This window comes from Pseudomonas sp. G.S.17 (genome assembly GCF_038096165.1).
In the GTDB taxonomy this organism is placed as follows: domain Bacteria; phylum Pseudomonadota; class Gammaproteobacteria; order Pseudomonadales; family Pseudomonadaceae; genus Aquipseudomonas.
Genome location: NZ_CP151076.1, coordinates 1,451,694 through 1,478,674, shown reverse-complemented (window position 1 = coordinate 1,478,674; position 26,981 = coordinate 1,451,694). Strand labels below are relative to the sequence as shown.

Annotated in this window: 23 protein-coding genes and 1 pseudogene; 7 read left to right on the top strand and 17 right to left on the bottom strand. The window is 60.4% G+C overall.

Annotation, left to right across the window (positions count from 1 at the left end; translation table 11 throughout):
• Positions 1-20: 20 nt before the first annotated feature.
• Together adk and ppc are read right to left on the bottom strand one after the other, a co-directional pair.
• Positions 21-668, bottom strand: a complete 648-nt coding sequence (gene adk / locus AABC73_RS06665; RefSeq protein WP_341522937.1) for an adenylate kinase — start codon at positions 666-668, stop codon at positions 21-23.
• A 277-nt stretch (positions 669-945) separates the two neighbouring features.
• Complete coding sequence (gene ppc / locus AABC73_RS06660) at positions 946-3,582, bottom strand: phosphoenolpyruvate carboxylase (protein ID WP_341522936.1); 2,637 nt, start codon at positions 3,580-3,582, stop codon at positions 946-948.
• A 231-nt stretch (positions 3,583-3,813) separates the two neighbouring features.
• Between ppc and AABC73_RS06655 the strand changes: the two genes are divergently transcribed.
• The 3 genes from AABC73_RS06655 (at position 3,814) to AABC73_RS06645 (ending at position 5,671) form a co-directional block, all read left to right on the top strand.
• Complete coding sequence (locus AABC73_RS06655; protein ID WP_065834779.1) at positions 3,814-4,158, top strand: pilin assembly protein; 345 nt, start codon at positions 3,814-3,816, stop codon at positions 4,156-4,158.
• Positions 4,159-4,420: 262 nt separating this feature from the next.
• Complete coding sequence (locus AABC73_RS06650) at positions 4,421-4,840, top strand: DUF4398 domain-containing protein (RefSeq protein WP_065834778.1); 420 nt, start codon at positions 4,421-4,423, stop codon at positions 4,838-4,840.
• Positions 4,841-4,888: 48 nt separating this feature from the next.
• Positions 4,889-5,671, top strand: coding sequence for an OmpA family protein (locus AABC73_RS06645; RefSeq protein ID WP_065834777.1), 783 nt, complete (start codon positions 4,889-4,891; stop codon positions 5,669-5,671).
• Positions 5,672-5,871: 200 nt separating this feature from the next.
• Here AABC73_RS06645 and AABC73_RS06640 read toward each other — a convergent pair whose 3' ends face one another.
• The 15 genes and pseudogenes from AABC73_RS06640 to AABC73_RS06570 form a co-directional block, all read right to left on the bottom strand.
• A complete protein-coding gene (locus tag AABC73_RS06640) occupies positions 5,872-6,201 on the bottom strand; it encodes a hypothetical protein (RefSeq protein WP_331151976.1) in 330 nt (109 codons plus the stop codon).
• Positions 6,198-7,115 (bottom strand): alpha/beta hydrolase, encoded by a 918-nt coding sequence (locus AABC73_RS06635; protein ID WP_341522935.1) that lies wholly within the window; start codon positions 7,113-7,115, stop codon positions 6,198-6,200. Before AABC73_RS06635 ends, AABC73_RS06640 begins: the two co-directional genes overlap by 4 nt.
• A gap of 141 nt (positions 7,116-7,256) precedes the next feature.
• Complete coding sequence (locus tag AABC73_RS06630) at positions 7,257-8,534, bottom strand: flavohemoglobin expression-modulating QEGLA motif protein (RefSeq protein ID WP_341522934.1); 1,278 nt, start codon at positions 8,532-8,534, stop codon at positions 7,257-7,259.
• A 61-nt stretch (positions 8,535-8,595) separates the two neighbouring features.
• Positions 8,596-9,141, bottom strand: coding sequence for a hypothetical protein (locus tag AABC73_RS06625; RefSeq protein WP_341522933.1), 546 nt, complete (start codon positions 9,139-9,141; stop codon positions 8,596-8,598).
• A 22-nt stretch (positions 9,142-9,163) separates the two neighbouring features.
• Complete coding sequence (locus AABC73_RS06620) at positions 9,164-9,895, bottom strand: TetR family transcriptional regulator (RefSeq protein WP_341522932.1); 732 nt, start codon at positions 9,893-9,895, stop codon at positions 9,164-9,166.
• Between the two features lie 237 nt (positions 9,896-10,132).
• Positions 10,133-11,635: a lysine--tRNA ligase gene (gene lysS / locus AABC73_RS06615; protein WP_065834771.1), complete on the bottom strand. Its 1,503-nt coding sequence runs from the start codon at positions 11,633-11,635 to the stop codon at positions 10,133-10,135.
• Between the two features lie 97 nt (positions 11,636-11,732).
• A protein-coding gene (gene prfB, locus AABC73_RS06610; protein ID WP_139110540.1) for a peptide chain release factor 2 occupies positions 11,733-12,828 on the bottom strand; the annotation gives its coding sequence in 2 pieces (ribosomal slippage) (positions 11,733-12,755 and positions 12,757-12,828; 1,095 coding nt in all).
• Positions 12,829-13,054: 226 nt separating this feature from the next.
• A complete protein-coding gene (locus AABC73_RS06605; RefSeq protein ID WP_341522931.1) occupies positions 13,055-14,059 on the bottom strand; it encodes a PleD family two-component system response regulator in 1,005 nt (334 codons plus the stop codon).
• 45 nt (positions 14,060-14,104) lie between these two features.
• Positions 14,105-15,114, bottom strand: a pseudogene (locus AABC73_RS06600) (chemotaxis response regulator protein-glutamate methylesterase).
• Entirely contained in the window at positions 15,111-17,477 is a 2,367-nt protein-coding gene (locus AABC73_RS06595) for a hybrid sensor histidine kinase/response regulator (protein WP_341522930.1), read from the bottom strand. Before AABC73_RS06595 ends, AABC73_RS06600 begins: the two are co-directional and overlap by 4 nt.
• The gene (locus AABC73_RS06590; RefSeq protein WP_341522929.1) at positions 17,474-18,163 is read right to left on the bottom strand and encodes a chemotaxis protein CheW; all 690 of its coding nucleotides are present in this window, start codon (positions 18,161-18,163) and stop codon (positions 17,474-17,476) included. Before AABC73_RS06590 ends, AABC73_RS06595 begins: the two co-directional genes overlap by 4 nt.
• Entirely contained in the window at positions 18,160-19,458 is a 1,299-nt protein-coding gene (locus tag AABC73_RS06585) for a protein-glutamate O-methyltransferase CheR (RefSeq protein WP_341522928.1), read from the bottom strand. Before AABC73_RS06585 ends, AABC73_RS06590 begins: the two co-directional genes overlap by 4 nt.
• Positions 19,458-19,982, bottom strand: a complete 525-nt coding sequence (locus AABC73_RS06580; RefSeq protein ID WP_341522927.1) for a chemotaxis protein CheW — start codon at positions 19,980-19,982, stop codon at positions 19,458-19,460. Before AABC73_RS06580 ends, AABC73_RS06585 begins: the two co-directional genes overlap by 1 nt.
• 9 nt (positions 19,983-19,991) lie before the next feature.
• Positions 19,992-21,614 (bottom strand): methyl-accepting chemotaxis protein, encoded by a 1,623-nt coding sequence (locus tag AABC73_RS06575; protein ID WP_341522926.1) that lies wholly within the window; start codon positions 21,612-21,614, stop codon positions 19,992-19,994.
• A 310-nt stretch (positions 21,615-21,924) separates the two neighbouring features.
• The gene (locus tag AABC73_RS06570) at positions 21,925-22,647 is read right to left on the bottom strand and encodes a tellurite resistance TerB family protein (RefSeq protein WP_341522925.1); all 723 of its coding nucleotides are present in this window, start codon (positions 22,645-22,647) and stop codon (positions 21,925-21,927) included.
• A 207-nt stretch (positions 22,648-22,854) separates the two neighbouring features.
• Here AABC73_RS06570 and ydcS point away from each other — a divergent pair, with 207 nt between their 5' ends.
• From ydcS to AABC73_RS06550, 4 genes are all read left to right on the top strand, one after another.
• Positions 22,855-24,006, top strand: coding sequence for a putative ABC transporter substrate-binding protein YdcS (gene ydcS / locus AABC73_RS06565; protein WP_341522924.1), 1,152 nt, complete (start codon positions 22,855-22,857; stop codon positions 24,004-24,006).
• A 169-nt stretch (positions 24,007-24,175) separates the two neighbouring features.
• Positions 24,176-25,228, top strand: a complete 1,053-nt coding sequence (locus AABC73_RS06560; protein WP_341522923.1) for an ABC transporter ATP-binding protein — start codon at positions 24,176-24,178, stop codon at positions 25,226-25,228.
• Positions 25,225-26,163 (top strand): ABC transporter permease, encoded by a 939-nt coding sequence (locus tag AABC73_RS06555; RefSeq protein ID WP_341522922.1) that lies wholly within the window; start codon positions 25,225-25,227, stop codon positions 26,161-26,163. The genes AABC73_RS06560 and AABC73_RS06555 overlap by 4 nt, the downstream gene beginning before the upstream one ends.
• The gene (locus AABC73_RS06550) at positions 26,153-26,980 is read left to right on the top strand and encodes an ABC transporter permease (protein WP_341522921.1); all 828 of its coding nucleotides are present in this window, start codon (positions 26,153-26,155) and stop codon (positions 26,978-26,980) included. Before AABC73_RS06555 ends, AABC73_RS06550 begins: the two co-directional genes overlap by 11 nt.
• Position 26,981 lies beyond the last annotated feature (1 nt).

Here is a 26,981-nt window from a genome sequence, read left to right as displayed (position 1 = left end):
TTGTTGACTGAAGGACTCGATCAGCTCAGCGCTGCGAGCACCTTGGCAGTGATCTCTTCTACAGAACCGACACCGGCGATATGGCTGCACTTGGGCTTGCCATTCCTGGTTTCGAGGTTGCTGTAGAAATCCACCAACGGTTTGGTCTGCGAGTGGTAGACGGCCAGACGATGGCGCACCGTTTCTTCAACATCATCCTTGCGTTGCAGCAAGGGTTCGCCCGTTACGTCGTCGATGCCTTCGACTTTCGGCGGATTGAAGATCGTGTGGTAAATACGACCCGAACCTTCGTGAACGCGGCGACCGGACATGCGCTTGACGATTTCTTCGTCATCGACAGCGATTTCCAGCACGTGATCGATTTCCAGACCGGCAGCCAGCAAGGCTTCAGCCTGCGGAATGGTGCGCGGGAATCCGTCGAACAGGACGCCTTTGGCGCAATCGGGTTCGGACAGACGATCCTTGATCAGGCCGATGATCAGGTCATCGGAAACCAGACCGCCACTGTCCATCACGCTTTTGGCCTTCAAGCCCAGCTCAGTGCCAGCCTTGACCGCTGCGCGCAACATGTCGCCTGTCGAAATTTGCGGGATGCCGAATTTCTCGGTGATGAATTTTGCCTGAGTACCTTTACCGGCCCCGGGAGCTCCCAGCAGAATTACGCGCATCGATGTGCTCCTCAAATTTTTTATATGGAATCGTCGGATTCGCCACTACAGGACCAATCTCTAAATAATGTTTAAAGCCGAAGAGTGGCCAAAGGCTGATCAAGATACACAGCAGACACAGGCGGCACAAGCCGCCGAAAGTCGCAGTAACCCTAGTCCTGATGGCGGTTGTAAACGGCTGCACCGGCGAGTGCAGCGGCGTGCAACTGCTGCCGCGCAGCGCTTTGGCGACGCGGGCTGCGCAGGCAATCGCCGCCAACCCGGTCGACAACCAACATCACCCGGTATTACGCAAACCCGCCGCGATACCCGCTACAGACACCAGCAGCGCCTGCTCTAGTGGACTGTCCAGACTTGCCTCGCGGCTACGGGATCGGGCGAGCAGTTCCGCTTGCAGCAAGTGCAACGGGTCCAGATAGGTATTGCGCAGGCTGATGAATTCCAGGGTCGCCGGGCTATGTGCCAGCAGTTGCGACTGGCCGGTCAGACCAAGCACCACCGCGCAGGCCTGCGACAATAGGTCGCGTAAATGCGTACCTAAATGTTGCAGCTCGGGCGCCACCAGACGCTCGTCGTATAACCGGGCGATGTCGCTGTCGGCTTTAGCCAGCACCATTTCCAGCATGTCGATGCGGGTCCGGAAGAATGGCCATTGCTCGCGCATTTGCGCCAGAACGTCACCTTCGCCACGCTCCAGCGCCTTGCTCAGCGCCGATTCCCAGCCCAGCCAGGCCGGCAGCATCAGGCGCGTCTGGGTCCAGGCGAAAATCCACGGGATCGCCCGCAAGCTTTCCACGCCACCCGCGCGACGCTTGGCGGGACGACTGCCCAGCGGCAAGCGACCCAGTTCCTGTTCCGGAGTGGCCTGGCTGAAATACTCGACGAACTCGGGATTTTCCCGCACCACGGCGCGGTAGGCTTTCACGCCATCGGCCGCCAGGTGATCCATCATCTTGCGCCACGCGGGTTCCGGCGGCGGTGGCGGTTGCAAGGTGGCTTCCAGCACGGCGGCCAGGTACAGGTTGAGGTTCTGCTCGGCGATCCCCGGCAGGCCGAATTTAAAGCGAATCATCTCGCCTTGCTCGGTGGTGCGGAAGCGACCGGCGACCGAGCCCGGTGGCTGGGACAGAATCGCCGCGTGTGCCGGACCACCGCCGCGTCCGACCGTGCCGCCACGGCCATGGAACAGCAGCAATTCGACTTGTTGCTCGCGGCAGATATCCACCAGCTTTTCCTGCGCCCGATACTGCGCCCAGGCCGATGCGGTGGTGCCGGCGTCCTTGGCGGAGTCGGAATAGCCGATCATCACTTCCTGCGGCCCATGCAGCCGCGCGCGATAGCCCGGCAGGCTGAGCAATTGCTCAATCACCGGCCCTGCGTTATCCAGATCCGCAAGGGTTTCGAACAGCGGCACCACGCGCATCGGCCGTTGCAGCCCGGCTTCCTTGAGCAGCAACTGCACAGCGAGCACGTCCGACGCGGCGCCAGCCATGGAAATCACGTACGAGCCGAGCGATGCCGCAGGCGCCGCCGCCACTTCGCGGCAGGTGGCGAGGACTTCGGCGGTGTCTGCAGCAGGCTTGAAATGGCTGGGCAACAATGGCCGACGGTTATTCAGCTCGCGCAGCAGGAAATCGACGCGCGCGGATTCATCCCACTGTTCATAGCGGCCCAGACCGAGATAATCGGTGATCTCGGTCATGGCGGCGCTGTGTCGGCTGGAGTCCTGACGCACGTCCAGCCGCACCAGGAACAAACCGAAGGTGACGGCGCGGCGCAGGCAATCGAGCAATGGGCCGTCAGCGATCACGCCCATGCCGCATTCGTGCAGCGATTGAAAACACAGCAGCAACGGGTCGAGCAGATCACGGTTGTCGCTCAGCACGCTATCCGGCATCGGCTGGGTAACGGTCAGCGATGCGTGCGCCCAATTGCGCGTCGCACGCAGACGTTCACGCAGTTGTTTGAGCACCGCACGATAAGGTTCGGCATTGTCTCCGGCATGGGCTTGCAGCGCAGCGCTGGCCTGCTGCATGGAAAGCTCCGCCGCCAGTTGATCGACGTCGCGCAGGTACAGATCCGCCGCCATCCAACGCGCCAGCAGCAGCACTTCGCGGGTTACGGCCGCCGTGACATTGGGGTTGCCGTCGCGGTCGCCGCCCATCCACGACGCGAAGCGGATCGGCGCAGCTTCCAGCGGCAGATGCAGGCCGGTTGCGGCGTGCAACGCATGGTCGGCCTTGCGCATATAATCCGGCACGGCTTGCCACAACGAATGCTCGATGACCGCAAAGCCCCACTTGGCTTCGTCCACCGGAGTTGGCCGGGTGCGCCGAATCTCTTCGGTGTGCCAGGCTTCGGCGATCAAGCGTTGCAGGCGCGAGGTGATCTGCTCGCGCTCGTCGCTACTGAGGTCGCGCTGATCCAGCGCCGCCAGTTGCGCGGCGATAGCGTCGTACTTCTGGATCAGTGTGCGCCGCGCAACTTCGGTCGGGTGCGCAGTGAGGACCAGTTCGATTTCCAGCTTGCCCAGTTGCCGCGCCAATGCTTCCGGCGAATGCCCCGTGCCCTTCAAACGGTCGAGCAACTCGGGCAGGACCCGGGATTCAAAGGGTTGCGGCTGGGCATCGTCGCGACGGCGAATCAGCTGATATTGCTCGGCGATGTTGGCCAGGTTGAGGAACTGATTGAAGGCCCGCGCGACTGGCAGCAGCTCATCTTCCTCCAGCGCATTTACGCTGGAACTCAGTTGCTCGGCACCCGCTGCGGAGCCCCGTCGGCCAGCCTTGGCGCCTTTGCGAATGCGTTCGATCGTATCGAGAAACTCCGCGCCACGTTGCTCGCGGATGGTGTTGCCCAACAGCTCACCCAACAGGTGAACGTCCTCACGCAAACGTGCATCGATATCAGCCATCGTTCCCTCTCCCAGCGTTTTTATAGGGGCGCTGTCCAGTTCGTTACCTTCACCACCGAACCAGCGTGCAGAAATCTGATCTACCAACAGTGCACCAAAACCCTGCGGTTCGACAAACCCCTGGCATCCGACGACCGTTTACCAGGACTCAAGCTAATCTCAGTAATGGGCTGTTTTGATTGGCTCGTTATTCGATCAGGCCCGCCAGCGTGGGCCAATAAAGGGGTATCTATGAAAATCCGTGAGCTCGCCAACCACTGGGAACAGAATGCCAAAGGCCGCCTGACCAAGACCAGCTATGCGATTCACCTGGATGTGGAATCCGCCGCACGGTTGGCAGCGTTGACCGAAATGTATCCCAAACGCCATCCCGAAGAGCTTCTGGGTGAGTTGATCGGCGCGGCGCTGGAAGAGCTGGAAACCAGCTTCCCTTACGTCAAGGGTCAGCATGTGGTGGCGACCGATGAAGAAGGCGATCCGCTGTATGAAGATGTTGGCCCCACGCCGCGTTTCCTCGACTTGTCGCGACGCCATCTGCACGCACTTTCCGAACAGCAGGACGCTGAGCAATCCTGATTTCGCCGGTAATTTCCTCTGTGACTGACCTGTTTAGGGCTCTGCAATGCAGCCTATGGCGGCGTTGCCGGGTGCCTGACAAACGACGTCAGTTTTCAGACGCCGCTCAAAAAAACCTGAACTATTCAAAAACTGCACAGGTCCGAGCCCATAGCCATTACAGAAAAGCCTACGGATAGCAGATGGCGCTGCCGCTGCTACCTCGCTCGCTTCAGCCCTGAGCATGACTGTCATGGAAACCAAAGTTTTCAGGAGATAAACAATGGAATCGCACACCATGAACACCCTTACTGCCAAGTCCAAGTTCAAAGGTTTGAAACTGGCCGCCCTGGCCATCGGTGCCAGCTTCGTGCTGGCCGGTTGCGCAGGCAATCCGCCGAGCGAGCAGTACGCAGTCACTCAATCGGCGGTAAACAGTGCAGTCAGCGCTGGCGGTACCGAGTACGCAGCGGTAGAGATGAAGTCCGCTCAAGACAAGCTCAAGCAAGCAGAGCTCGCCATGCAAGAGCAGAAGTACGACGAAGCACGTCGTCTGGCTGAGCAGGCCGAATGGGATGCACGCGTAGCCGAGCGCAAGGCTCAGGCCGCCAAGGCTGAAAAAGCCGTGCAGGATGCCCGTCAGGGCGTCAACGAACTACGTGAAGAAGGCATGCGCCAGGTGCAACCGGCACCGGCGCAATAACACCTGCTTTTCATGCATTTCGAATTCGATTTAAAGGACGAGACTACTATGCGCAAACAATTGATGATCCCTGCCCTGCTGGCCATGAGCGTCGCTCTTGCTGCTTGCTCCACGCCGCCCAACCCTAATCTGGAATCGGCGCGTACCAATTTCTCCGCGCTGCAAAGCAACCCGAAAGCCACCCAGGTCGCCGCCCTTGAAACCAAGGATGCCAGCGACTGGCTGAACAAGGCCGACGCTGCGTATCGCGCAAAGGAAAACGAGAAGAAAGTCGATCAGCTGGCTTACCTGACCAACCAGCGTGTCGAGCTCGCCAAGCAGACCATCAACCTGCGTACCGCTGAAGAAAACCTCAAAGGCGCAGCTGCGGCCCGTGCCCAGGCTCGACTGGATGCCCGTGACGCGCAGATCAAGGCGCTGCAGAGCAGCCTGAACGCCAAGCAGACCGAGCGCGGTACGCTGGTGACCTTCGGCGACGTGCTGTTCGACCTGAACAAGGCTGAGCTGAAATCCAGCGGCCTGACCAACGTCAGCCAGCTGGCCAAGTTCCTGCAGGACAACCCGGATCGTAAAGTGATTGTCGAAGGCTACACCGACAGCTCGGGTTCGGCTTCGTACAACCAGTCGCTGTCCGAGCGCCGCGCTGGCTCCGTGCGTAATGCTCTGGTGCAGATGGGCGTTGATCCAGCGCGCATCGTTGCTCAGGGTTACGGCAAGGAATACCCGGTTGCCGACAACACCAGCAACTCGGGCCGTGCCCAGAACCGTCGTGTGGAAGTGACCATTTCCAACGACAACCAGCCGGTAGCACCGCGTTCGTCGATGCACTAAACCGCTGAAGCAACACCGAAAAAGCCCGGCCTGTGTTCACAGGCCGGGCTTTTTGTTGTTCGCTCGCCCGTAGGAGAAGGTGCTGCGAACCCCGGCCTCGTTGGAGCGAGGCTTGCCCGCGAATCAGACGCTTCGGTGGCCCAGACTGACCGCGTTATCGTTCTACGCGGGCTAGCCTCGCTCTAATGGCTAGTGGCTGTTCAAGGCTGCAACTGCTGCGGCGTTTCCTCGCCGGCGCAACGTACGGCCTGTTTCTTGTCGTTGATCAGCACGCCTGACAGCCCTTTTTGCGAAGTATCGAACAGCACCAGCACGCCATCGATGCACTGCGCCACTTCGGTGGCCGGGGTGACGGATATCTTGTAATCCTCACCCGGCACGGTCTTGAGCATCGTGAACTGGTTGAGCAGCAAGGCATCTTCAGGCTTGGCGAAATGCAGATAGCCGTAGTACCAGAGGGTGCCGACCGTCCCCAGGATGCAGCAGATTCCGGTGATGATCAGCGGGATGGCGTTACGTTCTTCGTTCATTGCTTTTTCTCGGACTCATCAGTTTTCGGATTCGATGTGGCAGCGGGATAGTTCGGCACTTCGGCCAGGCGCCGCAGGCCGTTGAAGTGCAGCGGGTCGTCCAAATAGCGCAGCATGACCGCGCGCCAGGTTGGATCGGAGAAAGTCTGCACATGCCCGCCACGGGTCAGTTGCAGCACACGCGGCGGTGGCGCGGCCTGATACAGGCTGATGCCGTTGGCCAGCGGCACAAGGGTGTCGTCCATGCTCTGGAAAATCAGCATCGGGGTGCCGACCAGTTGTGGCAGGCCATTGATGGCGCTGTCAGCATCGGGAATCAGCCATGAAAGTGGGGTTTGCAGCGGCCAGGTCAACCAAGAGGTGCCCAAGGTGTAGCGCGCGACCTGCCGGTAACTCGCGGGTGTGCCATCCAGCACCAGCGCCTTGAGTCTGGCGCGTTGCGCGGGGTGTTCGGCCATATAATGCACGCCCAGCGCGCCGCCGATGCTCTGCCCAAGCACCACCAATGGCTTGCCTTGCACTTCGGGGGCCTGGTCAAGCCAGGCGAACGCGGCGTCAATATCTTGGTAAATCGCTGGCAGGCTCGGTTGCCCTTCAGACAGCCCGTAACCGCGATAATCCAGCAACAATACTTGGTAACCCTGCTCCGGCAACCACCAACTGCCGCCCAGATGCCAGGCCAGATTCCCACCGTTGCCGTGCAGATGCAGCACCGTGCCTTTGACCGGGACGCCTTCCTTGGCTGGCAGCCACCAGGCGTGCAAGCGCGTGCCATCGGCGGCGGTCAGGGTGACGTCGCGAAATTGCAGATGGGCCTTTTCCGGAGTGAACGGCAGACCGGGTTCCGGGTAGAAGAGCATGGAACTGCAGCCGGAAAGGGTGAACAGCAGCGCAAGGGTGGTCAGCAGCTTCAAGCGGGATTCCTTACAAAATGGGCGCTCGTGGGAGCGACCGGGGTGGCGATCCACCTTGCTCGCGAAAGGGCCAGTACATTCAGCAGATTTTTCCCGCTTGAAAAAATGTCTTCGCGAGCAAGCTCGCTCCCACAGACTCCCCTACAAAATATTCGAATAATCCGCTTCGATCCGGTCCAGGCTCAGGTGGTTGAGGAAGTTCGAGAAACACATCCAGGCTGACAAGGCGTTCATGTCGCGAAACTGTTCCGGCAGGTATTTCGGCGGGACCACCAGCCCTTCATCGACCAACTGCCGCAAGGTGCGCATGTCTTCCAGAGTGGTTTTGCCGCAGAACAGCAGCGGCACTTGTTCCAGCTTGCCTTTGCGGACCGCCAGCTGAATATAGTTGTAAACCATGATGAAGCCCTTGAGGTAGGACAAGTCTTTGGTAAATGGCAGACCATTGGGCACCGATCCCCGGAAAACCCGACTGGCGTTGCCATAGCTTTCCGACATGCCGAAGCCCTGCTCGCGGTAGAACTCGAAAACCTGCAGAAAGTCGGCGCCCTCCTCGGCCATATGAATCGCCCGGGTGCGGTTGGTCAGCTTGCGCAGGCGACTCGGATAGGACGCAAAGGCGATGACTTCCATGAGGATTGCCAGGCCTTCCTGAGTCACGGTCGACGACGGCGGACCCTTGGACAGAAAGGTGCAGATCGGCTGGTTCTGGCCGTTTAGGGTGGTGCCGACATGCACCAGACCTTCGTGAACTTCCAGGGCGCGCACGTCACGTTCGTTGAACATCGCGTCGGTGCGGATCTTAATGTAGTCGGCACCTGCGGCAGCGTCGGCGACGATGCCATCGGACTCGAACACCCGGATGGTTTCCTCGGCTTCGCCAAAGACCTTGTTCAGGCGGCTTTGCAGCATCGCCACGGCGTCCTTGGCGGTGAGGGTCTTGGCTTCATCCTTGAGGTCGCCACGACCGGCGATGTTGTTCAGGTAATCCGACAGCATCAGGCCCAGATCGGACAGCGTCGGGTCACCGGCATGAAACGCGTCCGAGGCCGCGCCATAGAGTTCCTGGGAGATCAAGCCGAAGTCCGGCGTGCCCCGCGCTTCGAGCATGCGGATCACCATGCGGTATTCCTTGCACATGCGCCGCATGATCTGCCCCACCGGGTTGAACTGACCCAGTTGCCGGGTGAGGTCGCGCTCGATGTTCTGGAACTCCAGCTTGACGGCGCCGGAGTCAAAACCCAGAGGTCGATTTTCGTAGTAGGCGCGATCCACGGCAGGCATGGCCTTGCCCTTGGCGGCGAGGAAATCCTTGCGCACGGTATCGTCCCATTTCACCGCATCCAGAACACGGATCGGCGTTTGCGCCAAAACGATCCGATCCGACAACGTACGAATAGTCTGCTGGTACTCGTCCACCCCATGCTCCTTCGTTGGTCAGGCCTTGGTTGGTTGGGCCTTCGTTGGTGAGCGTGTAGCCCTACTTGGGTAGGCGCTGGTACCGCGCCACCTCAAGGAAAACATCTGAATTGGCCGGATCGTCAAGGTAGCCGAACACGGTTTCAAGCGGGCTGGTGATCAATACACCGTCGCCTTTCTCGGTTTCCATCGTCTGCCCGTCGAGCAGCTTTTGCTCGGTCCACTGCCTGATGTGATCCAGATCCAGGTTGTAGACCACCAGTTCATCGTTTTCCGTCAATTCAAACCCGGCAATCACGAAATTAGAGCCGTATTTCTCCGGCAGACCCGCCGACAGGTACCAGCGACTGCCGTGTCGCGCCACGGTAAAAGCGTATTCATCGCGGTTCTTGCGGTCACCTTTACGATAGCTGGTTGCCTTGTATTGATTGTTGCCGGCGCGTTTGATCTCCAGCTCAAGGGGTTCGCCCCAGGCGTTCTTGCTGGTCCAGGTCCCGAGCGACTGCGCTGGCGCAGCGTCATGGGCGGGGATTGGGTCCTTGAAGGTCACCAGACAGCCGCTGAGCAGCAGGAACGACAAAACTATGACCAGACGCCAGGCTTTCATGGGGGGCTCCCGAAAGGGCATGTCACTCGCCAGCAGGGTTCGCTGTGCCCAGCACCAGATGCATCTGGCGAGTAAGAATACCGAGGTTTTCCTTGTCCGCGTCGGGCTGCGGGCCGTGCAATAGAGCCTGATATTCCATCCGGCACATTACCCCCGTCAACACTTGAGCGTCCTGAAGTGGCTGCGCCGAGCCCATGACCTGCAAAAACTGACAGGTGCCTTGCAGCAGAATTTCCTGATGCGCGCTGACCAGACGGGCCAGACGCGGGTTGATCAAGGCTTCGTGGTGGAAGGCATGTTCGGCAATCAGAAAGTCGCGCCGCGTCAGCAATTGATGACGAATGTACTCCATGGCCATGCCGGCGATTTCATCGGCCAGATGTGAACGCGCGCCAGCTGAGCCATCGTTGCGGGCAAGCATGTCGCGCAGTACGACTTCGGTGTTTTCCCAGAGCCTGGCCATATACGCGGCGCTGCGCTCGACGTATTGCGAGAAGGCATCGGTGAGCAGGTCATCGATGTCCTTGAAATAGTAGGTGGTTGCCGAGAGCGGCACGCTGGCCTCGGCGGCAACGGCCCGATGCCGCACTCCACGCACGCCATCGCGCACCACAATCCGCATGGCTGCGTCGAGAATCTGCTGTCGACGCTGCTCGCTGCCCTCCCGGCTCGCTTTGCGGCCGCGATACTCGACACTTTTCGCCACGGCGGTGGCGGCTCCTGCAGCTCCATTTTGCGCGATAGAACGGGTCACGACGGGGTTCCTTTGATCAATATATCCGCGGCCAGACGCAGACTCTGCTGGAGCGGTCAGCGTTCCGACTTGCCTGCGAATCGGCCCTAGGAGCGACTTTAGTCGCGAGAGCGAGAGCGAGAGCGCCAATTGCCCTCCCGGCTAAAGCCGGTCCTACAGCAAGCCTCGCCCCAACATCCGCACCACCAGCAAGACATAAAAAAGCCGCCCATCAAAGGCGGCTGGTTTTCACGTCACTTACGCTTGCGGGCGCATGTGCGGGAAGAGGATCACGTCGCGGATCGACGGGGCGTTGGTGAGCAGCATCACCAGGCGGTCGATGCCGATACCTTCACCGGCGGTTGGCGGCATGCCGTATTCCAGGGCGCGAACGAAGTCAGCGTCGTAATGCATGGCTTCGTCGTCACCGGCGTCCTTGTCGGCCACCTGAGCCATGAAGCGCTCGGCCTGGTCTTCCGCGTCGTTCAACTCGGAATAGGCGTTGGCGATTTCACGGCCACCGATGAACAATTCGAAGCGGTCAGTGACATTCGGGTTGTCGTCGTTGCGGCGCGCCAGCGGCGACACTTCGAACGGGTATTGGGTAATGAAGTGCGGCTGTTCAAGCTTGTGCTCGACCAGCTCTTCGAAAATCATCACCTGCAATTTACCCAGGCCTTCGAAACCCAGCACCTTGGCGCCGGCTTTCTTGGCGATGGCCCGCGCCTTGTCGATGTCTTCGAGATCGGCAGCGGTCAGTTCCGGGTTGTATTTCAGGATCGAATCGAACACCGACAAGCGCACGAACGGTTCGCCGAAATGGAACACCTTGTCGCCGTAAGGCACGTCGGTGCTGCCCAGGACCAACTGCGCCAGTTCGCGGAACAGTTCCTCGGTGAGGTCCATGTTGTCTTCGTAGTCTGCGTACGCCTGATAGAACTCAAGCATCGTGAACTCTGGGTTGTGACGGGTCGAGACGCCTTCGTTACGGAAGTTGCGGTTGATCTCGAAGACCTTCTCGAAGCCACCGACAACCAGACGTTTGAGGTACAGCTCGGGCGCAATGCGCAGGAACATGTCCATGTCCAACGCGTTGTGGTGAGTCTCGAACGGCTTGGCGGCTGCGCCACCTGGAATGGTCTGCAACATCGGTGTTTCGACTTCGAGAAAGTCGCGCTTCATCAGGAAGCTGCGGATGTGCGCGATGACTTGCGAACGCACGCGGAAGGTCTGACGCACGTCGTCATTGACGATCAGGTCGACATAACGCTGGCGATAGCGGGTTTCGGTGTCGGTCAGGCCGTGGTGCTTGTCCGGCAGCGGACGCAGCGACTTGGTCAGCAGGCGCACGTTGGTCATTTCGACATACAGGTCGCCCTTGCCGGAACGCGCCAGGGTGCCTTCGGCGGCAATGATGTCGCCCAAGTCCCAGGTCTTGACGGCGGCCAGGGTTTCTTCCGAAAGCGTCTTGCGGTTGACGTAAACCTGGATGCGCCCGGACATGTCCTGGATCACCATGAACGAACCGCGGTTGAGCATGAGACGACCGGCAACCTTGACCGGGATCGCCGCTTCAGCCAGTTCTTCCTTGGTCTTGTCGACGTATTGCTTCTGCAGGTCTTCACAGTAGCTGTCACGGCGGAAGTCGTTCGGGAAGGCCTGACCCTTGGCGCGCTCGGCAGCAAGCTTTTCCTTGCGCAGGGCGATCAGGGTGTTTTCTTCCTGTTGCAGGGCTTGCGGGTCGAGTTGTTGGTCGCTCATGTCTTTAGATATTCCATCACAGGTTCGTTGTCCCCCGCCTGCGGCAGGGGATCGCGGGCAAGCCACGCGCCGGAAAACCGGGGGTGGCTGCGCGTATTTACAGCCCTTGTTTGAGGCTTGCGATCAGGTATTCGTCGATGTCGCCGTCGAGCACCTTGTCGCAGTCGCTGCGTTCGATGTTGGTACGCAGATCCTTGATCCGCGAGGCATCGAGCACGTACGAGCGGATCTGGTGACCCCAGCCAATGTCGGACTTGGTGTCTTCCACGGCCTGGGAAGCGGCATTGCGCTTCTGGATTTCCTGTTCGTACAGACGCGCGCGCAACATCTTCATCGCGGTGTCTTTGTTGGCGTGCTGGGAACGTTCGTTCTGGCAGCAGACCACGGTGTTGGTCGGAACGTGGGTGATACGTACCGCCGAGTCGGTGGTGTTTACGTGCTGACCACCGGCACCCGAGGAGCGGTAGGTGTCAATGCGCAGGTCCGACGGATTGATGTCGATTTCGATGTTGTCATCGATTTCCGGCGAAACGAACACGGCCGAGAACGAGGTATGGCGACGGTTGCCGGAGTCGAACGGGCTTTTGCGCACCAGACGATGCACACCGATCTCGGTCTTCAGCCAGCCGAAGGCGTACTCGCCCTTGATGTGGACCGTGGCGCCCTTGATACCGGCGACTTCACCGGCCGACAGCTCCATGATGATCGCTTCGAAGCCGCGCTTGTCAGCCCAGCGCAGGTACATGCGCAGCAGGATGTTGGCCCAGTCCTGCGCTTCGGTGCCGCCGGAACCGGCCTGGATGTCCAGGTAAGCGTTGTTCGCGTCCATGTCACCGCTGAACATGCGGCGGAATTCCAGCTTCTCCAGCGACTCGCGCAGACGCTCGACTTCAGCGGCAACGTCATCGACGGCGGCCTGGTCTTCTTCTTCGGCGGACATCAGCAGCAGGTCTTTGGCATCGACCAGCCCGGTGGACATTTCGTCCAGGGTGTCGACGATCTGCGAGAGCAAGGCGCGCTCGCGGCCCAGGCTCTGGGCGTATTCGGGTTTGTTCCAGACGTTAGGATCTTCGAGCTCGCGGTTTACTTCGGTCAGACGATCATGTTTGTGATCGTAGTCAAAGATACCCCCGAATGGTTTCGGAGCGCTCGGACAGGTCCTTGATGCTGTTTAGGATCGGGTTGATTTCCATGGTAGGCAGCACTCGCAGGCGAAATTTTCAAAGCCGGCGAGTATACACCGCTGCGTGCCGGGAGGGCAGTCCGTTGGGCAGAGCCAGCCATTAAAGAGCCGATAGATATCCGTGCAGACTGTGTGGGAGCGAGCTTGCTCGCGAAGAGGCAAGTAGATCCAAAGCATTTTCAGCGTCTGGCCCATCGTCTTCGCGAGCAAGCTCGGCTCCCACAGGTACACACCGTTTACCCCACCGAAACCTGATTGCGCCCGTTGTGCTTGGCGGCATACAGGCCTTGGTCGGCGTCCTGAATCAATTGCCGGCTGTTGCTGCCCACCGGCGGGATCATGGTCGCCACGCCAATGCTGACGGTCAGGCTCGAACCCGGCGCCGGGGCGATGTGCGGGATATTCATGCCGGCCACGGTCATGCGCAACTTTTCAGCCAGCAGGCGCGCGCCGCCGGGCGAGGTGTTGGGCAGCACCAGGGCAAATTCTTCACCACCGTAACGCGCCGGCAGGTCCGACGGGCGTGCGCAGCTGGCGCGAATCGCCTTGGCGACCTGACGCAGCGCTTCGTCGCCTTCCAGGTGCCCGAAGTTATCGTTGAAGGCCTTGAAGAAGTCCACATCGATCATCATCAGCGACAACTGCGACTGTTCACGGATCGCGCGACGCCATTCCAGCTCCAGGTATTCATCGAAATGACGACGATTGGACAACCCGGTCAAGCCGTCGGAGTTCATCAGGCGCTGCAGCACCAGATTGGTGTCGAGCAGCTGTTGCTGGCTGACGCGCAAGGCGCGGTAGGCCTCGTCACGTTGCAGCAGCGTCATGTAGGACCGCGAGTGATAGCGGATGCGCGCCACCAGTTCGATGTTGTCCGGCAGCTTGACCAGATAATCGTTGGCACCGGCGGCGAACGCGGCACTCTTGATCAGCGGGTCTTCCTTGGTGGACAGCACAATGATCGGGATGTCCTTGGTCAGCGGATTGTTACGGTATTCGCGCACCAGCGTCAGGCCATCCAGCCCCGGCATCACCAGGTCCTGGAGAATCACCGTCGGCTTGATCAGCACAGCCTGGGCGATGGCCTGGTGAGGGTCGGCGCAAAAATGAAAATCGATGTTTTCTTCATTGGCCAGCCCGCGACGGACCGCTTCGCCGATCATGGCCTGATCGTCGACCAGCAATACCATTGCAGCGTTTTCATCGGAGGACTTGAAATTGTCCATCTGCAGGTCATTCATTTGGGAACTCCTGAGCACCAGGTGGCAATGGACTCAACGGGGGCGTCATTGGGTAAACACCTCTCTCAAGCGAGGCGCAATGGTGTCCAGCGGTCGGATCTCGTCAGCGGCATCGATAGCGGCGGCAGCCTTGGGCATGCCATAAACCGCACAGGACTGCTGATCCTGCGCGATGGTCAGATAACCTTGCTGGCGCATTAACTTGAGTCCCTGAGCGCCGTCGCGTCCCATTCCAGTCAATAAAACGCCCACGGCGTCACCGTTCCAGTAGCGGGCCACACTCTCGAAAATACGTCGATCGAGGGCCGGTAGATTTCGTTAACCGGCTCGGCGGTATAGGCCAGCGTGCCGTTCTTCAACATGCGGATATGGTGATTGGTGCCTGCCAGTAGAACCGTGCCGCTGCACGGTGGTTCGCCGTCCCTGGCCAGGCGCACCGGCAAACCGGACGCGCTGCTCAACCATTCGGCCATGCCTGCGGCAAACACCTGATCGACGTGTTGCACCAGCACGATGGCCGCCGGGAAGTTCACCGGAAGCCCCTTCAAGAGAATTTCCAGGGCTGCCGGACCGCCCGCCGAAGAGCCGATGGCAACCAGGCCGCGACGTTGCACGGCCGTGCGGATCGGGGTCGCGGCGGCGGGTTCGCGCGTACCGCGCTGACCGATCAACCAGCCAATATTGAGAATCTTGCGCAGCAAGGGCGCGGCGGCTTCCTTGGGGTTGCTGCCACCGATGGCGGGCGTGTCCACCACGTCCAGCGCGCCGTAACCCATGGCCTCGAATACGCGATGCACGTTCTGCTCACGGTCCACAGTGACCACGACGATGGCGCAGGGTGTCGCCGCCATGATCTGCCGCGTTGCCTCCACGCCATCCATCACCGGCATGATCAGGTCCATCAGGATCAGGTCAGGCGTCAGCTCGGCACAACGCCGCACCGCTTCGGCGCCGTCGGACGCCACCCAGACCACTTGATGCGCAGGCTCAAAGGCCAGCGCGCGACGCAACGCCTCGATAGCCAGCGGCATGTCGTTGACGATTGCAATTTTCATCCGTGAGCATCCCCGATCAATTCGGCAACGGCATCGAGCAGCGCGTCGTCATGAAAACTGGCCTTGGCCAGGTAATAATCCGCACCGGCATCCAGACCACGGCGCCGATCTTCCTCACGATCCTTGTACGAAACCACCATCACCGGCAGCGACTGCAGACGCGAGTCCCGGCGTAACAGCGTGACCAGTTCGATGCCATCCATGCGCGGCATGTCGATGTCAGTAATCAACAAGTCAAAATTTTCGGCACGCAAGGCATTCCAGCCATCCATACCGTCCACGGCAACCGTTACTTCATAGCCGCGATTGACCAGCAACTTGCGCTCCAGCTCGCGCACCGTCAGCGAGTCATCCACCACCAGCACGCGCTTGCGAGTGACCGCGTCGACCTGGTGATTGCGTTGATCGATACGCTCCAGACGCCCGGTATTCAGCAGTTTTTCCACCGAACGCAGCATGTCTTCAACATCGATGATCAGCACCGCCGAACCATCGTCCAGCAATGCACCGGCCGAGATGTCCTGGACTTTGCCCAGACGCGGATCCAGGGGCAAGACCACCAGCGTGCGCTCGCCGATGAAGCGCTCCACCGCCACGCCATACACGGCGTCACGTTCGCGGATCACCACGACTTTGAGCACGCCATCGGTGTTTTGCCCGGACGGTCGTTGCAGCAACTGGCTGGCGGCAACCAGCCCCACATGCCGCCCCTCGTGCCAGAAATGCTGGCGGCCTTCGAGCTGGATGATGTCGTCAGACGCTACGTCGCTCATGCGTTCGATGTGCGCCAGCGGAAAGGCGTAGGCTTCACCGCCCACTTCCACGACCAGACTGCGCACCACCGAAAGGGTCAGCGGCATTTCCAGCAGAAAACGACTGCCCTGCCCCGCGACCTGTTCGAGCCCGACGCCACCGTGCAACTGGCGCACCATGTCCTGCACCGCATCGAGTCCGACGCCGCGCCCGGAAATTTCCGTGACCTTGTCGCGCATGCTGAAACCCGGCAGGAACAGGAAGCTCAACAACTCTTCCTCGCTCAACAGCGCGGCAGTTTCGGCGGGTGACAACTGGCGCTTGACGATATTGCTGCGCAGCTTCTCCAGATCGACGCCGTTGCCGTCGTCACTCAGTTCAACCAGCAATTGACCGGCCTGATGCGAGGCCTTGAGCCGGATCAGACCCTCGGCAGGCTTACCCGCCGCGATACGTTCTTCCGGCAGCTCAATGCCATGGTCCACAGCATTGCGCAGCAGATGGGTCAGCGGTGCTTCAAGTTTTTCCAGCACATCGCGGTCAACCTGGGTTTTCTCGCCTTCGATTTCCAGGCGCACCTGCTTGCCCAGTTCGCGGCCCAGATCGCGGACCATCCGCGCCTGACCACTTAACACGTCGGCAAACGGCCGCATGCGACAGGCCAGCGCCATGTCATACAGCTGCTGGGAACGCTGCGCCGCCAGCCAGCCGAACTCATCCAGCTCGGCAGTCTGATGGATCAGCATCTGTTGCGCCTCGGCCAACAACCGACGCGCTTCGTGCAGGGCTTTCTGGGCCTCTGGCGCCATACCGGTTTCGCCGAAGCCGGCTTCAAGGTCATCCAGTGCGCGCTGACTGTTGCCTTGCAGACGCTTGAGGCGCTGCATATTGGTCAGAAACGGCTTGAGGCGTTGGGTCTCGACCAGGGATTTACTGGACATGTCCAGCAAGCCATTTAAACGCTCGGCGGTAACCCGCAACACCCGCTCGCCACCTTCAGTGGCCCGTCGGTTGCGGCGCGGCGAGGCGGCGGGGCCGGGTTGAGGCTCGGCCGTTGCTGTGTCGGCGGCAGGCTGCACAGCGCTGTCGGCGCTCGCCTGGATCGCGACACCGGACAGCGCCAGGTCAGCCAATAACAGGGCGTTGGCCAGCAGTGCCGAGTCGGCCGCAGACTCGGTCGCAGCAGGCAGCAACGTCGCGCCGCGCAACATGCCCGCGCCCTGTTTGAGCAAGGTGTTCATCCGCGCCACATAGGCATCGATGTCGGCTTGTCCGACATTGCTCGCGCCGGGCGTGGCGATACGCATCAGCAAGTCGGTGCCCTGCAACAAGGCGTCGATATGCTCGGGCTGCAAGTGCAGGCGACCTTCCTGGGCGCTGACCAGACAGTCCTCCATGACGTGAGAAACACTGACGCCGAACTCAACCCCGACGATGCGTGCCGCGCCCTTGAGCGAGTGGGCGGCGCGCATGCAGGATTCCAGGTACTCGGCCTGGGTCGGGTTGCGTTCAAGGGCCAGCAGGCCAGCGTTCAGGACCTGGGTCTGGGCTTCGGCTTCCAGAGTAAACAGCTCGAACAGCGAAGCGTCGCGCATTTGATCCGGGGTCATGTCAGGCTCCGATTGATCGCCGAGATCAATTGCTCTTCATCCAGCAAGCGCAGGCTGTAATTCTTCCACTGCAGCACACCCCGGGTGAATCGCGCGTTGGCGTGAGCGCCGGAGGCGGACGCCGAATCCAGCAGGGTTTCGTCCATGGCATGAATGCCATCGACTTCATCCACCGGCACCACCACCGAACCGCCCTGGGCCGCGACGATCAGCATGCGCGGCATGACCCGTAACGAGTGCGCGAGGGCTGGCGCGGGATCCAGGCCCAGCAATTCCACCAGTGACAGGCAGGCAACCAGCGCGCCGCGTACATTGGCCACGCCGAGCAACGCCCGGGAGCGCTGATGGGGTAACGAGTGAATCGCCTGCAATGGCGAAACTTCCACCAGGCAACGGGTGGGCAAGGCCAGCCATTCTTCGCCCAGGCGAAACACCAGGATCGACTGGGTCTTGATGTCGATGTGCATCTCGCTGGCCAGCGAGTAATCATGGTCGTCGCGGGTCAGGGCATAGCGATCGAGCAGACGCGTGGCTGCTGCGGAGTAAACCGGGCAGTTGCGGCAGTGAATGTGCTCGATCAGCAACGGGCAGGAGCGGTCGCCGTGGATGCCAATGCGGTTCCAGCAATCATCGATGGCCTGAGCGTCTTCGTGCGTAAAACTCGCATAGCCGTAACTGCCGCTCATTGCGTGCTTCCTTGTTTATTCACGCCACGGGCGGCGCGCTCCTGCAAGCGACGCGCACCGCTGCTGTCGCCTTGAGCCTCCAGCAACGCGGCCAGTTGCGCCAGTGTTTCGGCGTGCTGGGGCTGCAAATAAAGGGCCTTGCGGTAAAAACCTTGCGCCAGCGCGGCATTGCCCTCGACTTCGCTGAGCAACCCGAGCCAATAGAAAATCTGTGCGACCGGTTCGTGGTGTTGCAGGAAACGCTCGCACGCCGCCCGCGCTTCAGGGCTCTTGCCTTCATTGGCGAGGCTGGCGATGGTTGCCAGCAAGGTCGCAACGTCGTCCGTGGCCCCGCTTGCCGCTTTCGAGGCAACAGGCGCTGGGCGCAGCGTTGGCGCGGTCGCTCGCGGGTAGGCACGGGCTGGCATCCGCACCGGCGGCGCGACTGCCGTGCCCGGCATGCTGCGGGCAAGGTTTGCCAGCGGCAGTGGCACCTGACTCGTGCTGGTTTGCGGAGGTGGCTCGACGTAGTGACTGAATGCAAACGTCTGCGGGACGCCGATGGAGCGCATGCCCATGCGCGTCAACAGGCTGCCCTCGGCAGGTCCGATGAACAACACGCCGTCGTTGCGGGTCAGGCGTTTGAGTACTTCAAATACTTGCTTTTGGGTCGGCTGGTCAAAATAGATCAGCAGATTGCGACAGAACACAAAATCGTAAGCGGTCTGGGTCAACAGGCCCGGATCCAGCAGATTGCCAGCACGGAAACGAACACGATCACGCACCCGCTCATCGACCAGGAAGCCCTCTTCAACGGTACTGAAATAGCGCTCGCGAAAGGCGGTATCGGCCCCGCGAAAAGAATTCTTGCCGTACACCCCACACTCGGCGCGGGCGATGGAGATCGGGCTGATGTCCATGGCGTCAATCTGGAATTGCTGCGTGCCGATATGCGCATCGAACAAGGCCATGGCGATGGAATAAGGTTCTTCACCCGTCGAACAAGGCAAGCTGAGGATGCGTACCGGACGCACACCCTGCAGTACCGCCAGCCTTTCGCCAACCAGTTTTCCCAGGGTGACGAAGGATTCCGGATAACGGAAAAACCAGGTTTCCGGGACAATCACCGCTTCGATCAAAGCCTGCTGTTCGCTGGCCGAACCGTGCAACAGCGCCCAATAACTGTCGTAGTTCGTCGACGCGGAGGCCGTGCAGCGTTGGCGCAGCGCACGTTCGATAATCGCTTCGCCCACGGACGCGACGTCCAGACCGATGCGATCCTTGAGGAAGGCAAAAAACCGCGCCGGATCGCTCATTACTGCTCCTCACCCGCATCAGTTGGCAGCGGATACAACAGCGCCCGCACCGCATCACTAAGCAGATCCTGCACACCAATCCATTGCAACAGGCCCGACTCGTCTTCGCGAACCGGCCCCAGATAGCGTGCTTCAGGATTGTCCAGCCCATACGCCTTGAACTCGCCGGGCGCGCAACGCAACGTGTCGGTGGCCTGTTCCAGAATCAAACCAAGCAGTTGCGCCGGGCGCTGGGCATCGACGCGATATTTCACCAACACCAGCCGGGTGCTGGTGCGTACTCGCGCGGGCTGGCCGAAAGTCAGCGCACTCAGGTCGACGACCGGAATCATCGTGCCACGGTGGGCGAACACCCCGGCCACCCAATGCGGCGCATGGGCAATCGGCTTGAGTTGCAGGCGCGGCAATATTTCAGCGATTTCCAGCGCGTCCAGTGCGTAACGTTCCTCGCCGATGCGAAACAACAAAAACAACTTGTTGTTGCACGTCGAGTGGCTGCCGCGCTTGACTGGATGAACACTCATGGTCCGGGCTCAGACCTTGAAACGCGAGACGCCGCTGCGCAGCCCCACCGCGACCTGGCTCAGCTCGTCGATGGCGAAGCTGGCCTGGCGCAGGGATTCCACAGTCTGGCTGCTGGCATCGCCCAACTGCACCAGCGCCTGATTGATCTGTTCAGCACCCGTGGCCTGCGCCTGCATGCCTTCGTTGACCATCAACACCCGAGGCGCAAGCGCCTGCACCTGATGGATGATCTGCGACAACTGCTCGCCTACCTGAGTGACTTCGAACATGCCCCGGCGTACTTCCTCGGAGAATTTGTCCATGCCCATCACCCCGGCCGACACTGCCGACTGGATTTCCCGGACCATCTGCTCGATGTCATATGTGGCGACGGCCGTCTGATCGGCAAGACGCCGCACCTCGGTGGCGACAACCGCAAATCCGCGACCGTATTCACCGGCTTTTTCAGCCTCGATGGCGGCGTTGAGGGACAACAGGTTGGTCTGGTCGGCCACTTTTACGATAGTGACGACCACCTGATTAATGTTGCCGGCCTTTTCATTGAGAATGGCCAGTTTGGCGTTGACCAGATCCGCAGCGCCCATCACCGAATGCATCGTGTCTTCCATGCGCGCCAAGCCCTGCTGGCCCGAACCGGCGAGAATCGAGGCCTGATCCGCAGCCGTGGTCACCTCGATCATGGTGCGCACCAGATCCCGGGAGGTCGCCGCGATTTCGCGGCTGGTCGCACCAATTTCGGTGGTGGTCGCGGCAGTTTCGGTGGCTGTCGCCTGCTGCTGCTTGGAGGTGGCGGCAATTTCGGTGACGGACGTGGTGACCTGCACCGAGGAACGCTGGGCCTGGGAAACCAGCCCGGTCAATTCGGTCATCATGTCGTTGAAACCGGTTTCCACGGCGCCGAATTCATCTTTACGATCCAGGTTGAGCCGCTTGCTCAAGTCGCCGGTGCGCATGATTTCGAGAATCTGCACGATGCGCTGCATGGGCGACATGATTGAGCGCATCAGGAACAGGCCACACAGACCGGCAACAATGATCGCTACCAGTAGCGATATAGCCATGCTGATTTTCGCGGCCCTGACCGCCGAGTCGATGCGGTCCGTGGCATCGTCGGCGACTTTCTTGTTGACGACGATGATGCCATTCAACTGTTTACGGCCCAGGGACCATACCGGCCGAATATCGTCGTAGAAGGTTGCGCGTGCGGTGGCATAGTCGCCATGCTGATAGGCCTCGTGGACCTGCGCCATAAGGCGGTTGTACGTTGCGCGGCTTTTCTCGAAGTCGGTGAAGTTGGCCTGGTCGGCGTCGTCGAAAATGGTCCGTTTGTAGTTGTCGACCTGTTCCTGCAGACGAGCCTCGAATTCATAAAACTGGTCTTTTTCCGCTGCTGTCAGCTCGCGCCCCTTGCCTTCACCGATCAGCTCAAGGGTGCGAATGTAACTTTCGCCCCATGCACTGCGCAGCAGCGTACTGAAGTACACACCGGGAAGTGCATCGACGCGAACCTGTTCTTCACTGGACTCAATCGTCTGCAGACGCGAGTAAGACACGACGACCATCAGCAGCATGATGGCGATGATTACAGCAAAACTCGCCAGAATCCGTTGGCGTAAGGTCCAGTTCTTCACAGTCAGCCCTCAAGAGTTCAACATCGGTGTGATCACCGAGTTCAAGAAGCGGACCGGCAGACGGCCCAAAGCGGCGTGATTATAGCCCAGCGCCTTACCCAGTAAGGGGATGTTTCACAGATAGTTAAAGCGTTATTCCGCCGAATTATCGGAAATTTCCTACGCTATCAAGCCACACAAACGAATTGACTGGATTATTCATTACTTCGCAAACGAGTGATTCCCCCAAAAAAAAGGCCCTTCCCACTGTCGAGAGGAGCCTTCGGGTCAGCGGGTTATTGGAAACAACGCGCCAGGCGGATAACCGCGTTTATTGCACCTCGCGCACCTGCGCTTCCAGTTCAGCCTTGAGACCCGGCTCGAGCTTCAATTGCCGCGCCAGCTCATCGAGATAGGCGCGTTCCATGAAGTGCTCTTGATCCACGAGCATGACGCTGGCGATGTACATCTCTGCGGCCATTTCCGGTGTCGCGGCGGCGCGGGCGACTTCTGCAGGGTCCAGAGGCTTGTTCAACTCGGCTTGCAGCCAGTGTTGCAGCTCCTGATCGTTGGTCAGCTTGGTGAATTCGCCCTCAATCAGCGCGCGCTCACGCTCATCGACATGACCATCGGATTTGGCAGCTGCGACCAGCGCGCGCAAGATCGCCTGGCTGTGCTCCTCGACCTGCGCGGGTGGCAGGCGATCAATGGTTTGCGGTTCATTCTGGGGCGCGGAACCCTGGCTGGCCTGCCAATTCCCATAAGCTTTGTAGGCGAGAACCCCGAGCGCCGCCAGACCGCCGTAGGTCAGCACTTTGCCGCCCATCTTGCGGCCGCCTTTATTGCCCAGCAGCATGCCGAGAGCACCCGCCGCCAGCGCGCCACCTCCGGCACCCGACAACAGGCCGCCCAGGCCGCCCTTGCCCGCGCCACCCAACAGATCGCCGAGGCCGCCGGACGAGGATTTTCCAGCCGTTCGCGAGCCGCCCGCCTTGTCTTGCAGCATCTGCTGGCCGGACTTCAGAAGTTGGTCGAGTAAGCCACGTGTGTTCATGGAAAGCCTCCGTTGACAGTGTCAGGCAGTTCAGTGGCAGGCAGATTAAATCGAAGTGTGTCGACACGGGCTTCAGGTGTGCTTCTGGATGTTGCAAGGCAACCGGGGCTCCGGCACATTGTTAGCATTCCAATAAAGTCGCGTCACCGTCGTCGTACCACCGCTGTTGATAACTGCCCCGAACATAACTATAGAAGAGGGATCCTTATGTCAGCACACAAAACCGCACTCCTGAGCGCACTCGTCACCGGCCTGATCGCCAGCGCCAGCGTGCAGGCCGCCGAAACGCTCAAAGCCGTCGGCGACGGCGAAGGTCAACTGGATATCGTGGCCTGGCCGGGCTATATCGAGCGGGGCGAAAGCGACAAAGCGTACGACTGGGTGACGGGCTTCGAGCAGCAGACCGGCTGCAAGGTCAACGTCAAGACCGCCGCGACTTCCGACGAAATGGTCAGCCTGATGACCAAAGGCGGCTACGACCTGGTGACCGCTTCGGGCGACGCATCGTTGCGACTGATCGCCGGCAAGCGCGTCCAGCCGATCAATACTGCGCTGATCCCCAACTGGAAAAACCTCGACCCGCGCCTCAAGGGCGGCCCATGGTACGTGGTGGACCAGCAGACCTACGGCACGCCCTATCAATGGGGCCCGAACGTCCTGATGTACAACATCAAGGTATTCCCGGTGCCACCGATAAGCTGGAGCGTGGTGTTCGAGGCGCAGGATCTTCCCGACGGCAAACCCAACAAAGGCCGTGTCCAGGCTTACGACGGCCCGATCTATATCGCCGATGCGGCGCTGTACCTCAAATCCGCCAAGCCGGAACTGGGCATCGTCGATCCCTACCAGCTGACCGAAACCCAATACGCCGCCGTGCTGGATCTGCTGCGCAAACAGCAACCGTTGATCCACCGCTACTGGCATGACGCGACGGTGCAGATGAGCGACGTGAAGAACGAAGGCGTCGCGGCTTCCAGCTCGTGGGGCTACATGGTCAATGGCCTGCAGGCCGACAAACAGCCCGTTGCCTCGACCATTCCCAAGGAAGGCGTCACCGGCTGGGCTGACACGACCATGCTGCACGCCGACGCCAAACATCCCAATTGCGCCTACAAATGGATGGACTGGTCGCTGCAACCGAAAGTCCAGGGCGACGTCGCGGCCTGGTTCGGCTCGCTGCCAGCGGTACCGGAAGCGTGCAAGGCCAGTGAACTGCTTGGCCAGGTTGGCTGCAAGACCAATGGCTTTGATGAATTCGAGCACATTGCCTTCTGGAAAACCCCGCAGGCCGAAGGCGGGAAGTTCGTGCCTTACAGCCGCTGGACCCAGGACTACATTGCGATTATGGGTGGGCGCTGATAATCCGTATCCCGTTGGAACAAGCGGGCGGCGTTCCGACCTGCCCGCAAATCGCCGCAGGAGCGACCGTAGGAGCGACTTTAGTCGCGAGCCGCTCAATTCAATTCCCCTCCCGGCTAAAGCCGGTCCTACAAACGGGGCCATGTAGCGGTCTAGCGGAGCAACCACAATGCCCTTAGCAGTCCAGTTCACCAACGTCTCCCGGCAGTTTGGCGAGGTGAAGGCCGTTGACCGGGTTTCCATCGAGATCGAGGATGGCGAGTTTTTCTCGATGCTCGGGCCGTCAGGTTCAGGCAAAACCACTTGCCTGCGCCTGATCGCCGGATTCGAACAGCCCAGCGCGGGCTCGATCCGCATTCATGGCGAAGAAGCCGCTGGCCTGCCGCCCTACCAACGCGACGTGAACACAGTGTTTCAGGATTACGCGCTGTTCCCGCACATGAACGTGCGGGATAACGTTGCCTACGGATTGAAGGTCAAGGGTGTCGGCAAGGCCGAACGTTACGCCCGCGCCGACGAAGCCCTGGCGATGGTCGCCCTTGACGGTTATGGCCAGCGCAAACCGGTGCAGCTGTCCGGCGGTCAGCGCCAGCGGGTTGCCTTGGCCAGGGCGTTGGTCAATCGTCCTCGGGTGCTGTTGCTCGACGAACCGTTGGGCGCGCTGGACCTCAAGTTGCGCGAGCAAATGCAGGGCGAACTGAAGAAACTACAACGCCAGTTGGGCATCACCTTCATCTTCGTCACCCATGACCAGACTGAAGCGCTGTCCATGTCCGACCGGGTCGCGGTTTTCAATAAAGGCCGCATTGAGCAGGTCGACACGCCGCGCAATCTGTACATGAAACCCACCACGATCTTTGTCGCCGAGTTCGTTGGCACCTCGAATGTCGTGCGTGGCGAACTGGCCCGCCAGCTGAGCGGCAATGCACAGCCTTTTTCCATTCGCCCGGAACATATCCGCTTCGCCGCTGGGCCATTGGCCAGCGATGAGATGGAAGTCAGCGGCGTACTGCATGACATTCAGTATCAAGGCAGCTCGACCCGTTACGAATTGGCGCTGGAAAGCGGCCAGCTATTGAGCATCAGCCAGGCCAATACCCGATGGCTGGACGATACCGGACAGCACACGCCCGGCCAGCGTATGGCGGTGCGTTGGGCGAAAGCAGCCATGGTTGCCTTGCAGGATGCGCCCGCCAGCGATGCAGCAGTGGCACGGTCATGAACCAGGTCGCGTCGGAGCCGAGCCGTTCACTGCTGCGACGCTTTTGCAATCTGTTGTACACACGCCCGAATCTGTATCTGGCGCTGTTGCTGATCCCGCCGCTGATCTGGTTCGGCGCGGTGTATTTCGGCTCGCTGCTCAGCCTGATCTGGCAGGGTTTCTATACGTTCGACGACTTCACCATGGCGGTCACTCCGCAGCTGACCCTGGCCAACTTCACTGCGCTGTTCCAACCAGCAAACTTCGACGTCATCAAGCGCACGCTGGCCATGGCGATCGCGGTTTCCATCGCCAGTGGCGTGATCGCTTTCCCGATTGCTTACTACATGGCGCGCTACACCACTGGCAACATCAAAGCGTTCTTTTACATCGCCGTGATGCTGCCGATGTGGGCCAGTTATATCGTCAAGGCCTACGCCTGGACGTTGCTGCTGGCCAAAGGCGGTGTCGCGCAGTGGTTCGTCCAGCATCTGGGACTGGAGCCGCTGTTGCAGTTCATTCTCGGCATTCCGGGGGTTGGCGGCAGCACATTGTCGACGTCGTATCTGGGGCGCTTCCTGGTGTTCGTTTATATCTGGCTGCCGTTCATGATTTTGCCCATTCAGGCCTCGCTGGAACGCTTGCCGCCGTCCCTGCTGCAAGCGTCGGCGGACCTCGGCGCCAGGCCGCGCCAGACCTTTATGCAGGTGATTCTGCCGCTGTCGATTCCCGGGATCGCCGCCGGCTCGATCTTCACCTTTTCCCTGACGCTGGGCGATTTCATCGTGCCGCAGCTGATCGGCCCGCCGGGGTATTTCATCGGCAGCATGGTCTACGCCCAGCAAGGCGCGATTGGCAATATGCCCATGGCGGCCGCGTTTACTCTGGTGCCGATTGTGCTGATCGCGATTTACCTGTCCATCGTCAAGCGTCTGGGGGCTTTCGATGCGCTCTAAACCTGCGCCACAAACAGACCGGCCTTCCCTCGGCTTGCGCATCGCTGCCTGGGGCGGGCTGGTGTTTCTGCATTTCCCGATCCTGATCATCTTCATGTACGCCTTCAACACCCAGGACGCGGCCTTCAGCTTTCCGCCGCAGGGTTTCACCTTGAAGTGGTTCAGCGTCGCGTTCGCGAGGCCTGACGTACTGGAGGCGATCAAGCTGTCTCTGGAGATCGCCTGCGTGGCAACGCTGATCGCCATGGTCCTCGGCACCCTGGCGTCGGCTGCGCTGTATCGGCGGGATTTTTTCGGCAAGGACGCGATTTCCCTGATGCTGATCCTGCCCATCGCCCTGCCCGGCATCATTACCGGGCTGGCGCTGCTGGCAGCGTTCAAGACCCTCGGCATTGAGCCGGGCATGTTCACGATCATTGTCGGCCACGCCACATTTTGCGTGGTCATCGTCTATAACAATGTCATCGCCCGCTTGCGTCGCACGTCCCACAGCCTCATCGAAGCGTCGATGGATTTGGGCGCCGACGGCTGGCAAACCTTTCGCTACATCATTCTGCCCAATCTTGGCTCGGCGCTGCTGGCCGGGGGCATGCTGGCGTTTGCCTTGTCGTTCGACGAAATCATCGTCACCACGTTTACGGCGGGTCATGAACGCACGCTGCCGATCTGGCTGCTCAACCAGCTCAGCCGCCCTCGGGACGTGCCGGTCACCAATGTGGTGGCGATGCTGGTCATGCTGGTGACCATGTTGCCGATTCTCGGCGCGTATTACCTGACGCGTGGTGGCGAAAGCGTGGCCGGCAGCGGCGGTAAATAAA

Coding starts and splice junctions, on each gene's coding strand:
- adk (WP_341522937.1), bottom strand. CDS start 668: ATGCGCGTAATTCTGCTGGGAGCTCCCGGGGCCGGTAAAGGTACTCAG.
- ppc (WP_341522936.1), bottom strand. CDS start 3,582: ATGGCTGATATCGATGCACGTTTGCGTGAGGACGTTCACCTGTTGGGT.
- AABC73_RS06655 (WP_065834779.1), top strand. CDS start 3,814: ATGAAAATCCGTGAGCTCGCCAACCACTGGGAACAGAATGCCAAAGGC.
- AABC73_RS06650 (WP_065834778.1), top strand. CDS start 4,421: ATGGAATCGCACACCATGAACACCCTTACTGCCAAGTCCAAGTTCAAA.
- AABC73_RS06645 (WP_065834777.1), top strand. CDS start 4,889: ATGCGCAAACAATTGATGATCCCTGCCCTGCTGGCCATGAGCGTCGCT.
- AABC73_RS06640 (WP_331151976.1), bottom strand. CDS start 6,201: ATGAACGAAGAACGTAACGCCATCCCGCTGATCATCACCGGAATCTGC.
- AABC73_RS06625 (WP_341522933.1), bottom strand. CDS start 9,141: ATGAAAGCCTGGCGTCTGGTCATAGTTTTGTCGTTCCTGCTGCTCAGC.
- lysS (WP_065834771.1), bottom strand. CDS start 11,635: ATGAGCGACCAACAACTCGACCCGCAAGCCCTGCAACAGGAAGAAAAC.
- AABC73_RS06605 (WP_341522931.1), bottom strand. CDS start 14,059: ATGAATGACCTGCAGATGGACAATTTCAAGTCCTCCGATGAAAACGCT.
- AABC73_RS06595 (WP_341522930.1), bottom strand. CDS start 17,477: ATGACCCCGGATCAAATGCGCGACGCTTCGCTGTTCGAGCTGTTTACT.
- AABC73_RS06590 (WP_341522929.1), bottom strand. CDS start 18,163: ATGAGCGGCAGTTACGGCTATGCGAGTTTTACGCACGAAGACGCTCAG.
- AABC73_RS06585 (WP_341522928.1), bottom strand. CDS start 19,458: ATGAGCGATCCGGCGCGGTTTTTTGCCTTCCTCAAGGATCGCATCGGT.
- AABC73_RS06580 (WP_341522927.1), bottom strand. CDS start 19,982: ATGAGTGTTCATCCAGTCAAGCGCGGCAGCCACTCGACGTGCAACAAC.
- AABC73_RS06570 (WP_341522925.1), bottom strand. CDS start 22,647: ATGAACACACGTGGCTTACTCGACCAACTTCTGAAGTCCGGCCAGCAG.
- ydcS (WP_341522924.1), top strand. CDS start 22,855: ATGTCAGCACACAAAACCGCACTCCTGAGCGCACTCGTCACCGGCCTG.
- AABC73_RS06560 (WP_341522923.1), top strand. CDS start 24,176: ATGCCCTTAGCAGTCCAGTTCACCAACGTCTCCCGGCAGTTTGGCGAG.
- AABC73_RS06555 (WP_341522922.1), top strand. CDS start 25,225: ATGAACCAGGTCGCGTCGGAGCCGAGCCGTTCACTGCTGCGACGCTTT.
- AABC73_RS06550 (WP_341522921.1), top strand. CDS start 26,153: ATGCGCTCTAAACCTGCGCCACAAACAGACCGGCCTTCCCTCGGCTTG.